Here is a 12,786-nt window from a genome sequence, read left to right on the forward strand (position 1 = left end):
CTGTCTACAGCACTGTCGACCAACTCCTCAGAACTGGATCCCATGAGCGTCATCAACGTCGGTCAGGCCGCCGTACTCGGAGTCGTGGAAGGGCTGACCGAGTTCCTTCCCGTCTCCTCCACCGGACATCTGAAGATCACCGAAGGGCTCATGAGCATCCCGGTCGACGACAAGGCCGTCGTCGGCTTCTCGGCCGTCATCCAGGTCGGCGCGATCGCGGCCGTGCTGCTGTATTTCTTCAAGGACATCGTGCGGATCGTCTCCGCCTGGGGCCGTGGCCTGGTCAATAAGGAGGAGCGCTACCACCACGACTACAAGTTCGCCTGGTGGGTGATCTACGCGACCATCCCGATCGTGATCGTGGGCCTGGCCGCCAAGCCGCTCATCGAGGGCCCGCTCGCCTCACTGTGGGTGGTCGCCGCCTCGCTGATCGTCGGCAGTGGCGTGATGTGGGCTGCGGACCAGATGGGCCGGCACAAGCGCGGTGAGGACGACACCACCTTCAAGGACGCGATGCTGGTCGGCGGCTCCCAGATCCTCGCCCTGCTCTTCCCCGGCTTCTCCCGCTCCGGCGCCACCATGTCCACGGCCCTCATCCTCGACCTGGACCGCGTCGCCGCCACCCGCCTCTCCTTCTTCCTCGGCATCCCGGCCCTGACCGGCGCCGGCCTGTACGAGCTCAAGGACGCCCTGGGCACGGGCGTGGGCGCCGCCCCGCTGGCCGTCGGCACGATCGTCTCCTTCGTCGTCGCCTACGCCTCCATCGCCTGGCTGCTGAAGTTCGTCGCCAAGCACTCCTTCAACGCCTTCGTCGTCTACCGGATCATCGTCGGCGTGCTGCTGCTCGGTCTGCTGAGCACGGGTGGCCTCAGCAGCTGACGGCGGTCGCGGACACGGGCGCCTCTCGGGGAGCCGGACAGCGTCGCGGACGAGCCCCTGGTGCGCGGCGATGCCGAGAAGGCGCCGTATCTGCTGATTTCTCGCGGCGTCGCCCCGGAAAACGCGCGTGCGTACGGGATCTCCGCCGTGCCACGATGGCGCGGGGAAGCGAGGTCTCGTGGACGAGATGAGGCGATTTCGCCGGGCGCTGGTCGCGTGGGCGGCCGGGGGAGCGGGGGCGAGTGCGGCCTCCGAAGTGGCGCGACAGCTGGCCGGCGGCGGTGTGCGGACGATCGTGCTCGTCGAGGGGAGCAGCGATCAGGTCGCGCTCGAAGCGCTGGCCGCCCGCCACGGCCGCGACCTCGCTGCGCAGGGCGTTGCGGTGGTGCCGCTCGGAGGAGCGACGAACATCGGGCGTTTCCTGGACGTGTGCGGCCCTGCGGGCCTCGGCCTCCCGCTGGCCGGTCTCTGCGACATCGGCGAGGAGCGGCACTTCCGGCGTCATCTGGAGCGGGTCGGGCTCGGGTCCGGTCTCACCCGCGCCGGTCTTGAGGCACTCGGATTCCACCTGTGCGTCGCCGACCTGGAGGACGAGCTGATCCGCGCGCTCGGGGCCGAAGGCGTGCAGCAGGTGATCGAAGCCCAGGGCGAGACGCGCCCCTTCCACACCTTCCAGGGTCAGCCGGCCCAGCGGAACCGGCCCGTGGAGCACCAGCTGCGGCGTTTCATGGGCACCCACAGCGGCCGCAAGGCGCTCTACGCGCAGGCACTGGTCGAGCACCTGGACCTCGAGCGGGTTCCCCGGCCGCTGGAGCGCCTGCTTGCGCACGTCTGACACTGCTCGGATGCGTGAGCGACGCCTGGCAGGGGACTTGGGGGTGAGACCGGGTTGAGCGGCGTTCCCCTGGGGGGCCGGCCCGGTCAGGCTCCTCTGGTTCAGACAACGAGCCGGGGGAGCCGCTACGTGCTCAGGAGGCGCTGCCCCGCTCGCAGACCCGGCGGGCGACCTCACGCAGTTTGATGTTGTTCTCCTGCGAGAAGCACCGAAGGGTGTCGAATGCCTGCTCCTCGGTGAGGTTGTGGGCGCCCATGAGGATGCCCATGGCCTCGCCGATGAGGTGGCGGGTGGTGACGGCCCGTTCCATCTGGGCCTGCGTGCGGGCGCTGGAGAAGGCGACCGCGGCGTGGGAGGCCAGCAGCCAGCCGGCCAGCTCGCTTGCCTCGGTGAAGGCGCCGGGCTTGCGGGAGTAGACGTTCAGCGCACCGAGCTCTTCGTCCTCGGTGAACAGCAGGAATCCCATCATGCTGCCCACGCCGAGGGCGCGTGCCTGCGGGGCGTAGGCGGGCCAGTGCGGCTGGTCCTGGGTGAAGTCGGCGATGCGGAAGACCCGCTCACCCTCCGCGGTGCGGGCGGCGTCGAAGCACGGCCCTTCGCGCAGCCGCTCCTGCAACTGGTCACTGTCGACGACCAGCTTCTCCGTGGGGGCCAGCGTCTCCACCGTTGTGCCGTGCAGCATCAGAATGCCGGCCGCGTCGCAGCCCTCCACCAGCTCGGTCGCCGAGTGGGTGATCCGTTCCAGGGTGGCATGGACGGAATCCTGGGCGAGGAGATCCCGGGCCATCGACGCCATCTGCTGCGCGAACCGATCCCAGTCCATACCGTCCTCCGCGCTTCGGCCCATCCTGGTCAAGAAGCCGTCTACCCAGCTTCTCCTTCGCCTCCCTTGACAGTTCCCGCTCGTCACCCGCAGGATCACTTCCGTGAACCTGTCAGACAGCAAGACAGCCAGTCAGGGTCCGCGGCGCATCAGCGCCATGGAAGCGGTCCTGGCACACCTGCGCGCCGCCATCGAGAACGGCGAGTACGCCGTGGGGGACAAGCTCCCCTCCGAGGCGGAGCTGTGCCGCACCCTCGAGGTCAGCCGGCCCGTGCTGCGCGAGGCCCTCAGGGCCCTGCAGACGATGGGCCTGACCGTCTCCAAGACGGGCAAGGGCACCTTCGTCGTGGCCAGCACCGTCGAGGACCCCACCTTCGGCGACTACGCGGCCAGCGACCTGCTGGAGGTGCGCCGCCACGTGGAGATCCCGGTCGCAGGCTACGCGGCCGTGCGCCGCACGCCCGAGGACCTCGACCACCTGGCGCACCTGCTGGAGCGCATGGAGCGGGAGACCGACACCACCTCGTGGGTCGCCCTCGACACACTGTTCCACCTCGCTGTCGCCCAGGCCGCCCAGAACCCGGTCTTCCGCCGGGTCATCGAGGAGATCCGCGACGCACTGGCGCGTCAGTCGGCCTTCCTCAACGAGCTGGGCGGACGCCGCGAGCAGTCCAACCGCGAGCACCGGGCGATCGTCGAGGCGCTGATGGACGGTTCCGAACTCGACGCGGTGGACGCCATGGCGCACCACCTCGACCGCGTCGAGACGACCCTCACCGACATCGTGCGCCCCGCGCGCACGGACATCCCCACGGAAGGCGGACCCGAGGCGTGAGCGAGCAGCACCTCAAAGACGAGACGCGCACACCGGCCGCACATGTCGACGCAGGCGATGCGGGCTACAGCAAGTCGCTGAAGTCCCGGCACGTCAACATGATCGCCATCGGCGGCGCGATCGGCACCGGTCTCTTCCTCGGCGCGGGCGGCCGTCTCGCCGACGCCGGCCCGTCCCTGTTCATCGCCTACGCGGTCTGCGGCATCTTCGCCTTCCTGGTCGTGCGCGCCCTCGGCGAACTCGTCCTGTACCGGCCCTCCTCTGGCGCCTTCGTGTCGTACGCCCGGGAGTTCCTGGGGGAGAAGGGCGCGTACACCGCGGGCTGGATGTACTTCCTGAACTGGGCGACCACCGGCATCGCCGACATCACCGCGGTGGCCACCTACACGCACTACTGGGGCATGTTCTCCGACATCCCTCAATGGTTGATCGCATTGATCGCCCTGGCTGTTGTCCTGACGGTCAACCTGATCTCCGTCAAGATCTTCGGTGAGCTGGAGTTCTGGTTCGCCATCGTCAAGGTCAGCGCACTCGTGATCTTCATGTGCATCGGCATCTTCCTGCTGGTCACCCAGCACCCCGTGGACGGCGCCCACCCCGGCCCGTCCCTGATCACCGACAACGGCGGCGTCTTCCCCAACGGCCTGCTGCCCATGCTGCTGATCATCCAGGGCGTCGTCTTCGCCTACGCCTCCGTCGAGCTGGTGGGCGTCGCCGCGGGTGAGACCCAGAACCCCGAGAAGATCATGCCGAAGGCGATCAACTCGATCATGTGGCGCGTCGGGCTCTTCTACGTCGGCTCGGTCGTCCTGCTCTCGATGCTGCTGCCCTGGAACAAGTACAGCGCCGCCGAGAGCCCCTTCGTGACCGTGCTGTCCCACATCGGCATCCCGGCGGCCGGCGGCGTGATGAACCTCGTCGTCCTCACCGCGGCCATGTCCTCGCTCAACTCCGGCCTGTACTCCACCGGCCGCATCCTGCGCTCCATGGCGATGTCCGGATCCGCCCCCAAGTTCACCTCGGTAATGAGCCGCAGCCAGGTCCCGTACGGCGGCATCCTGCTCACCAGCGGTATCTGTGTGCTGGGCGTCGGCCTGAACTTCGTGGTCCCGGCGGACGCCTTCGAGATCGTCCTGAACTTCGCGGCGATCGGCATCCTCTCCACCTGGGGCATGATCATGATCTGTCACCTGCTCTTCTGGCAGAAGACCCAGAAGGGCGAGCTGACCCGCCCCGGCTACCGGCTGCCGGGTTCCCCCTGGACCGAACTCGTGACGCTGGCCTTCCTCGCCTCCGTCCTGGTCCTCATGTACGCCGACGGAGGCGCCGGCCGCACCACCGTGCTGTGCCTGCCATTGATCGTCGGAGCCCTGGTCGGCGGATGGTTCGCCATCCGCGGCCGGGTCGCACGCAAGTCCACCGAGAGCACATCGACCGGAGCCGGCGCGTGAGCCACGCGCCGCTCCCTGACAAGAGGCAGTGATGTTGAGCAGTTCCGTCGCGGTCGCACCCCTGATCCGCGAACCCCTCCACGCCCCCGTCGCCCACCTGATACGCGGCGGGGTCGTGGAGGGCATCCACTACGGTTCCGTCGTCGTCCTCGGCGCCGACGGGAAGGTCCAGCTCCAGCTGGGCGACATCGAGGCCGCCTTCTACCCGCGCTCGGCCCTCAAGCCCGTCCAGGCCGTCGCCATGGTCCGCGCCGGGCTCCCGCTCGACGGCGAACTCCTCTCGCTCACCGCGGCCAGTCACTCCGGCGAGGAACGCCACCTCGCCGGCACCCGGCGCATCCTGGAACTCGCCGGCCTCACCGAGGACCATCTGCGCAACGTGACGGACATGCCGTTCGACCCGGTCGTCCGCGACGAGTGGATCCGTACGGGTCGGCTGCCCTCCCGGCTGGCCCAGAACTGCTCCGGCAAGCACGCGGCCATGCTGTACACCTGCAAGCTCAACGGCTGGTCCCTGGAGGACTACCTCGACCCGGGCCACCCCCTCCAGCAGGCGATCGCGGAGATCGTCGAGGACCTCACCGGGCAGCGGATCGCCCGGGTCACCGTCGACGGGTGCGGTGCCCCCCTCTTCTCCATCTCCCTGCACGGGCTCGCCCGGGCCACCGCCCGTATCACCACGGCGGCCGAGGGCACTCCGGAGGCCCGGGTCGCGAACGCGATGCGCGAGCACGCCGAGATGGCCTCGGGCGCCGGGCGTGACGTCGCCGCCCTGATGCGGGCCGTCCCCGGGCTTCTCGCGAAGGACGGTTTCGAGGGTGTGGAGGTCGCCGCCCTGCCCGACGGCCGGGCGGTCGCCGTCAAGATCTCCGACGGCGCGAACCGGGCCCGGATCCCCGTCACCGCCGCCGCCCTCGCCCGGGCCGGCGTCGACCCCGCCCTCCTCACCCAGTTCTCGGGCGAACCCCTCCTCGGCGGAGGCGAACCGGTCGGCGCGGTCGGCCCGGCCCGTGCGCTGGAGCCCCTCACGGTCCGGGCCTGCGCCTGACACAGGCTCTGACGGTTCCGGTGGCCACCGAGTGTGCGCGGTGGCCACCGGCGGACCAGCCGGAGCTCGTCGTGCGCCGGCCCGGCTCCAAACGCGGCCGGCACGCCGACGACCGGCCCCCGAACCACCGGTCCCGTCACCACCGGGCCGGTGCCTCGACCGGCTCGGGCGGGCGTCACCCCGTACCGCCCGAGCCGGATCCACCCCACCCCCGACGTCGCCCGCCACACCCACCCTCACCACCCTCAGAAAGAGGACCCGCACCTCATGACCGCCGCCACCCGCAGCGAACACGACCTGCTCGGAGACCGCGACGTCCCCGCCGACGCCTACTGGGGTGTCCACACCCTGCGCGCCACGGAGAACTTCCCCATCACGGGCACCCCGATCTCCGCCTACCCGCACCTGATCGACGCCCTCGCCGCCGTCAAGGAGGCCACCGCCCTCGCGAATGAGGAACTCGGCCTGCTGGAGCCGAAGAAGGCCGCCGCCATCGTCGAGGCCTGCCGCGAGATCCGCGAGGGCAAGCTGCACGACCAGTTCGTCGTCGATGTCATCCAGGGCGGCGCGGGCACCTCGACCAACATGAACGCCAACGAGGTCGTCGCCAACCGGGCGCTGGAGCTGCTGGGGTTCGAGAAGGGCCAGTACCACCACCTGCACCCCAATGAGGACGTCAACCTCGGCCAGTCGACCAATGACGTCTACCCGACCGCCGTCAAGATAGCGACGGTCTTCGCGGTCCGTGGACTGCTCAAGGCGATGTCTGTACTGCAGGACGCCTTCGCCCGCAAGGCCGTCGAGTTCCGCAACGTGCTCAAGATGGGCCGTACACAGTTGCAGGACGCGGTGCCGATGACGCTCGGTCAAGAGTTCTCTGCATACGCCGTCATGATTGACGAGGACCGCAACCGTCTTGACGAGGCCGTCCAGTTGATCCATGAGATCAACCTGGGCGCCACGGCAATCGGCACCGGGCTCAATGCCCCCGCCGGATACGCCGAGTCGGCCCGCCGCCACCTCGCCGACATCACCGGCCTGCCGCTGGTCACCGCGGCCAACCTGGTCGAGGCCACCCAGGACTGCGGTGCATTCGTGCAGATGTCCGGCGTGCTCAAGCGGATCGCCGTCAAGCTCTCCAAGAGCTGCAACGACCTGCGGCTGCTGTCCTCGGGGCCGCGCGCGGGCCTCGGCGAGATCAACCTGCCGCCGGTGCAGGCCGGTTCGTCGATCATGCCCGGCAAGGTCAACCCCGTGATCCCCGAGGTCGTCAACCAGGTCGCCTTCGAGGTGATCGGCAACGACGTCACCATCACCATGGCCGCCGAGGCCGGACAGCTCCAGCTCAACGCCTTCGAGCCGATCATCCTGCACTCCTTGTCGGAGTCCATCACCCATCTGCAGAGCGCCTGCCTTACGCTCGCCGAGCGGTGCGTCGACGGCATCACCGCCAACACCGAGGCATTGCGCGCGAGCGTGGAGAACTCCATCGGCCTGGTCACCGCCCTCAACCCGCACATCGGCTACACGGCCGCCACCGACATCGCCAAGGAGGCCCTCGCAACCGGCCGCGGCGTCGCCGAACTCGTCCTGGAGAAGGGCCTGTTGCCCGCCGAACGGCTCGCCGACCTGCTGCGGCCCGAGGTCCTCGCGGGCAGCGCCCCCGCCCTCGCCTGAGCCACGGCCGCGCGCCAGGACCGACCCGGAGGCACAATAGTGATCATGACAACGACGTCGTCCTACGCCTTCCAGCCGGTCCTGGAGCGCATCGCCGAGGAGATCGGGCGCACCCCCGGCCGCGGCCGCCCCGCCGACTACATCCCGGCACTCGCAGCCTGCGACCCGCGCCGCTTCGGCATGGCCGTCGCGGAACTGGACGGCACGGTGTACGGCGTGGGGGACTGGCGCGAGCCGTTCTCCACGCAGTCCCTCACCAAGGTCTTCACCCTCGCCCTCGACCTGGCTCGCGAGGGTGACGAGCTGTGGGAGCACGTGGGCCGCGAACCTTCCGGCAACCCCTTCAACTCCCTGATCCAGCTGGAGTACGAGAACGGCATCCCCCGCAACCCGTTCATCAACGCGGGCGCCCTCGTCGTCACCGACCGGCTGCAGACCCGTACCTCGGACGCGGCGGGCGAACTGCTGACCTTTCTGCGCACCGAGAGCGGCAACCCGGCCCTGGACTTCGACAAGGACGTCGCCGCCTCCGAGGCCGCACACGGAGACCGCAACGCCGCCCTCGCCCATTTCATGGCGTCCTACGGCAACATCGACAACCCGATCCCGGTGCTGCTGGACCAGTACTTCCGCCAGTGCTCCCTCACCGCCTCCTGCGCCGACCTCGCCCTCGCCACCGGCTTCCTGGCCCGCCACGGCATACGTGCCGACGGCAGCCGACTGCTTTCCCAGAGCCAGGCCAAGCAGGTCAACGCGGTGATGCTGACCTGCGGGACGTACGATGCGGCGGGCGACTTCGCCTACCGGGTGGGCCTGCCCGGCAAGAGCGGCGTCGGCGGCGGCATCATCGCGGTCGTTCCCGGCCGCTGCACCCTGTGCGTGTGGAGCCCCGGGCTCGACGAGCGCGGCAACTCGGTGGCGGGCGTCGCGGCACTGGACCGCTTCACGACGCTGACCGGCCTGTCGGTGTTCTGAACCGGCGGCTCGGCCCGTCGGCGATCTCCACCTCTCGTACGAGTCGTTCCAGGTTCCCGGCGACACCGAGCAGACGCTGTGCGTCTACAACGTGGAACCCGGCTCCGACACCGCCCAGGCACTACAGCTCCTGAGCAACTGGACCGCACCCGAGATCACCACCCCGCCCACCCGCTGACGACTCCGGCCCGCCGGTGGACGCCGGATGCCGTCGCCCGAGCCGTGGCCCCCGTGCCTCTCGCCGTACATCTCCAGGCCGCTGACCTTGGCGTACGCGGAGCTGTGCGGCACGGTCATCACGTGCGTTCTGGAGCCGGCGGAGGTCGGACACCCCGATGCAGGGGAGACCGGCCGGCTGCGGAGAAGTCATCGCTGCGGCCGTGCGCTCACGTGCCGGTCACACGCAGGCCCCCGCCCGGAAGGCAGCGCGTCAAGTTCCGGCCACCCGGCGTTGACACGCTTCCCGAGTGTTGGCCATGGCTTTCCCCGTCGATCTTCGCCGCTGTCAGGTTCTGGGCCTGGCCGGCACCGCCTTCCTCGCCCTCGGAGGTGAGACGGCCGGCGCCCTGCCCGTGCGGGATCTGCTGGCCCCGGCGACCGCCCGCGCGGCCCTGGGCCTGGTCGGCGTGTACTTCGGTGTCGTGCTGCTGATAGCCGCCTGGGTACTGCTCGGGCGGCTCGTGCGCAGCGCCGATGCGCCCACCCCGCGCGAACTGCTGCTCGTGCTCGCCGTCTGGGCGGCCCCGCTGCTGCTCGCCCCGCCGCTGTTCAGCCGGGACGTCTACAGCTACCTCGCCCAGGGCGCCATGGTCGACGCCCACATGGACGTCTACGCCTACGGGCCCGCCCAGCTCGGCGGCCCGCTCGCCGACGAGGTCGCCCCGCTGTGGCAGCACACCGGTGCCCCCTATGGCCCGGTGTTCCTCGCCGTCGCCTCCGCGCTGTCCGGACTGACCCGCGGTGAACTGCCCGCCGGGCTGGTCGGGATGCGGCTGGTCGCACTGCTCGGCGTGGCGCTGATGGCGGCCGCGCTGCCCCGGCTCGCCCGGCACAGCGGCGCCGATCCGGCCGCCGCGCTCTGGCTCGGCGCCCTCAACCCGCTGGTGCTGCTCCACCTGGTCGCCGGCGCCCACAACGACGCCATCATGCTCGGCCTGCTCGGCGTCGGCCTGGTCGCGGCACTGGGCCGGTGGCCGGCCCTCGGAGCCGTTCTCGTCACCCTCGCGGCCCTGGTCAAGGCGCCCGCGGTGCTCGGACTCGCCGCGGTCGTCGTCCTCCAGGTGCGGGCCGGGCACCGTCCGGCGAAGGCCGTCGTGGTGACCGCCCTTGCCGCCGCGGCCACCACGGCCGCCGCAACAGCCCTCGCCGGCACGGGATACGGCTGGATAGGCGCCCTCGACACCCCCGTCTCCCCGCACAACTGGGCGTTGACCAGCCTCCTCGGCCGGGCCACCGGAGCCATGCTGGAACACCTCGGCAGCGACCTCGCGCCCCTCGCCCTGCCGGTCTGGCACCTGCTGGGCCTCGCGATCACCGCGCTGGTGATAGCGGCCATATGGTGGCGACTGCGCCCCCGCCCGGTCTACGCGCTCGGCCTGAGCCTGGCCGCCGTTGCCGCCTTCGGCCCGGCGATCCGCCCCTGGTACGCCCTGTGGGGACTGTTCCTCATCGCCGCCGCGGCCCCCACCGCCTCGGTACGGCACCGGGTGGCGGCCGTGACGGGTGTGCTCGCGCTCGCCACCCTGCCCAGCGGCGGCCCGGTCGACAGCGGGCAGCTGATGCTGGCCGTCTCCGGCGGGGCGCTGGCGGTGGTCGTCCTGTGGCAGGTCCACCAGGCGGCCCAGGCACCCGCGTTGGGGGAAACCGTATGACCCTGCCCCGCACCGACCGCGGCCGACTGCTCCTCGTCCTCGCCCTTGCCGCCGCCGTCACCGCCTTCACCGCGACCGTGCCGCTGCTGCGTGGATGGTTCGATCTGCGCGTCTACTACGGCGCCGTCAACAGCTGGATCCACCACGGCGGACGGATCTACGACTACCAGGTGCCGGGGACGACGTACGGCTTCACCTACCCGCCTTTCGCCGCCGTCAGCATGCTGCCCATGGCCCTCGTCGGCCTGAGCACGGCGATCGCCGGATCCCTGCTGCTCAACCTGGCGGCCCTGGCGTGGGTCCTGCACATCCTGACCGAGGGGGCATGGCGCCGCTACGGCTGGTTCGGATGCGCGCTGGGCGCCTGCCTGCTCGCCCTGTTCGAACCGCTCCGCGACACCTTCAGCTTCGGCCAGGTCAACGTCCTCCTCCTGGCCCTCGTCCTCACGGACGCCTGGCTGCTCACCACGGGGCGGGAGCGCTGGGCGGGTATCGGCATCGGCCTGGCGGCCGCGGTCAAACTCACCCCCGCACTCTTCATCGGCCTGCTCCTGCTCGCCGGCCGCCGGCGTGCCGCGGCGGTCGCGACGGCCGTCACCGCGGCGGCGACGGCGCTCGCCGCATGGGTGGCCCCCGGCGCCTCCCGTTTCTACTGGACCGAGGCGCTGTGGGACACCAACAGGGTGGGCCGCCTCGACTACGTCTCCAACCAGTCGCTGCAGGGCATCCTGGCGCGGCTCGGCGTGGCGGACCGCGCGTTCTGGGCCGTGGCGGTCCTGGTGGTCCTCGGCATCTGGGCCTGGCGCACCCGCCGGGCCGTCGCCTCGGCCGACTGGCCGGCCGCCTTCGCCCTCACCGGCCTGACCGCCTGCCTGGTCAGCCCCATCACCTGGGTGCACCACCTGGTATGGCTGCTGCCGTCCTTCGCCGTACTGATCCGCGCCGGGCACCCGCGCGTGGCGGGCGCCCTGTACGCGGTGCTGTGCACCAGCGTGGTGTGGCTGTGGTTCCACGACGCGTCCGGCGTCGACGGCTTCCTCGGCAGCAACATCTACACGTGGATCACCCTGGGACTGCTGCTGTGGCTGCCGGTAGGTCAACTCCGCGCCGACAGCCCGCCCTTGCGCCGTAGCACCAGCGCCACCGCCCCCGCGCCGAGTGCGACGGCACCCGAGATGACGCCTGCCGTCGGCCACCCCGAACCGCCGTCCGGCGCGACGGCCACGGGCGTGGCGCGCGGCCCCGGCCGGGGTCTGTCCAGCAGCGCGTCCAGCGAGCCCACCGGTTCGACCCGCCCCGCGGCCTCGAACCCCCAGTCGAGCAGTTCGCGCGCCTCCTCGTAGACGGCGAAGCCACCGCCCGCCTGAGGGTTCATCACGGTGACCACGAGGGTGCGTCCGCCGCGGCGGGCGGCGGCGACGAGGGTGTTGCCCGCGTCGCTGGTGTAGCCGTTCTTGACCCCGATCAGCCCCGAGTACGGCTGCACACCGTCCGCCCCGGTCAGCAGCCGATTGGTGTTCTCGATCTCGTACGACCAGCCGCGCCCGCCCGGAAACCTCGCCACGGCCGTACCGCAGTACTGCGCGAAGTCCGGATTGCGCAGCCCCGCCCGGCCGAACACCGCCAAGTCGTACGCCGACGACACCTGGCCCGGTGTGTCGTACCCGTCGGGCGACCGCACCTGCGTGTCGAGGGCTCCCAGCGAACGCGCCCTGGTCTGCATCTGCTCTGCTGTCGTCTGCCAGCCGCCGTTCAGCGAGGCCAGCACGTGCACGGCGTCGTTCCCGGAGTTGAGGAAGACCCCGCGCCACAGATCGGCAATCCGGTACGTCCGCCCCTCGGCGACGCCGACCCTGCTGCTGCCCTCACCGATGTCCTCCAGTTCCTCCTCCCGCACCGTGTGTCGGGCGTTCGCCGGGAGCGTGGGCAGCACGGTCAGCGCGAACAGGGTCTTGAGCGTGCTGGCAGGCGGCAGCTTGCGATGCGCGTCGTGCGCGGCCAGCACGTCCCCGCTGCGGGCGTCCGCCACCAGCCAGGACAACGCGGAAACGTCCGGAACCTCAGGCGCCCCGTGATGGGCCCGCACCTGAGTGCCCTCGCGGTACAGGAACGAGGGATCCGGCAGCGCCGCACGCGGCACACCGGGCGGGGTGGGCTCCGCACCGACGGCGACCGCGACCGGCGTGAACGCCAGGACGCCGGCCGTACACAGCGCACAGGCGGTGACGGCTGCCCTGAATGAAAAGTGGGTGATCACATGATCAACGTAGGAATCGATGGATCGTGCGGGGCGGTGACCGGGCCGGGGGCGGGTTGCTAGCACCCGGATGCCGCAGTGCGGGGGTGTGTCCCGGCAGTACGGGTCGGTCGGGTCAGCGACATCCTGGGCCTG

At 70.7% G+C, this 12,786-nt stretch carries 11 protein-coding genes and 1 pseudogene; 9 read left to right on the top strand and 3 right to left on the bottom strand.

Annotated elements, in window-relative coordinates:
* Positions 1 to 42: 42 nt before the first annotated feature.
* Positions 43 to 879, top strand: a complete 837-nt coding sequence (locus IH68_RS0100535; RefSeq protein WP_030926735.1) for an undecaprenyl-diphosphate phosphatase — start codon at positions 43 to 45, stop codon at positions 877 to 879.
* Between the two features lie 178 nt (positions 880 to 1,057).
* A complete protein-coding gene (locus IH68_RS0100540) occupies positions 1,058 to 1,714 on the top strand; it encodes an ATP-dependent endonuclease (protein WP_030926737.1) in 657 nt (218 codons plus the stop codon).
* Positions 1,715 to 1,847: 133 nt separating this feature from the next.
* On the opposite strand, the gene IH68_RS0100545 is transcribed toward IH68_RS0100540, so the two are convergent.
* Positions 1,848 to 2,537 carry a GAF and ANTAR domain-containing protein gene (locus tag IH68_RS0100545; RefSeq protein ID WP_030926739.1) on the bottom strand — a complete coding sequence of 230 codons (690 nt, stop codon included), beginning with the start codon at positions 2,535 to 2,537 and terminating at the stop codon, positions 1,848 to 1,850.
* A 157-nt stretch (positions 2,538 to 2,694) separates the two neighbouring features.
* Here IH68_RS0100545 and IH68_RS0100550 point away from each other — a divergent pair, with 157 nt between their 5' ends.
* From IH68_RS0100550 to IH68_RS0100570, 5 genes are all read left to right on the top strand, one after another.
* Positions 2,695 to 3,372 (top strand): FadR/GntR family transcriptional regulator, encoded by a 678-nt coding sequence (locus IH68_RS0100550; RefSeq protein WP_030926741.1) that lies wholly within the window; start codon positions 2,695 to 2,697, stop codon positions 3,370 to 3,372.
* Complete coding sequence (locus tag IH68_RS0100555) at positions 3,369 to 4,823, top strand: amino acid permease (RefSeq protein ID WP_030926743.1); 1,455 nt, start codon at positions 3,369 to 3,371, stop codon at positions 4,821 to 4,823. Before IH68_RS0100550 ends, IH68_RS0100555 begins: the two co-directional genes overlap by 4 nt.
* 31 nt (positions 4,824 to 4,854) lie before the next feature.
* Positions 4,855 to 5,871, top strand: coding sequence for an asparaginase (locus IH68_RS0100560; protein WP_030926747.1), 1,017 nt, complete (start codon positions 4,855 to 4,857; stop codon positions 5,869 to 5,871).
* A gap of 267 nt (positions 5,872 to 6,138) precedes the next feature.
* Positions 6,139 to 7,548, top strand: coding sequence for an aspartate ammonia-lyase (gene aspA, locus IH68_RS0100565; RefSeq protein WP_030926749.1), 1,410 nt, complete (start codon positions 6,139 to 6,141; stop codon positions 7,546 to 7,548).
* Between the two features lie 45 nt (positions 7,549 to 7,593).
* A complete protein-coding gene (locus IH68_RS0100570) occupies positions 7,594 to 8,523 on the top strand; it encodes a glutaminase (protein ID WP_030926751.1) in 930 nt (309 codons plus the stop codon).
* A gap of 84 nt (positions 8,524 to 8,607) precedes the next feature.
* On the opposite strand, the gene IH68_RS57640 is transcribed toward IH68_RS0100570, so the two are convergent.
* A complete protein-coding gene (locus IH68_RS57640) occupies positions 8,608 to 8,820 on the bottom strand; it encodes a hypothetical protein (RefSeq protein WP_030926753.1) in 213 nt (70 codons plus the stop codon).
* A 179-nt stretch (positions 8,821 to 8,999) separates the two neighbouring features.
* Between IH68_RS57640 and mptB the strand changes: the two genes are divergently transcribed.
* The gene (gene mptB, locus IH68_RS0100580; protein WP_030926755.1) at positions 9,000 to 10,394 is read left to right on the top strand and encodes a polyprenol phosphomannose-dependent alpha 1,6 mannosyltransferase MptB; all 1,395 of its coding nucleotides are present in this window, start codon (positions 9,000 to 9,002) and stop codon (positions 10,392 to 10,394) included.
* Positions 10,391 to 11,737, top strand: coding sequence for a glycosyltransferase 87 family protein (locus tag IH68_RS57645; protein ID WP_030926757.1), 1,347 nt, complete (start codon positions 10,391 to 10,393; stop codon positions 11,735 to 11,737). Before mptB ends, IH68_RS57645 begins: the two co-directional genes overlap by 4 nt.
* A gap of 83 nt (positions 11,738 to 11,820) precedes the next feature.
* Here the strand turns inward: IH68_RS57645 and IH68_RS52525 are convergent.
* Positions 11,821 to 12,717: pseudogene (locus IH68_RS52525) on the bottom strand (D-alanyl-D-alanine carboxypeptidase family protein); the annotation flags it as partial.
* Between the last annotated feature and the right edge of the window lie 69 nt (positions 12,718 to 12,786).

Source organism: Streptomyces sp. NRRL S-646, from assembly GCF_000720765.1.
GTDB lineage: Bacteria > Actinomycetota > Actinomycetes > Streptomycetales > Streptomycetaceae > Streptomyces.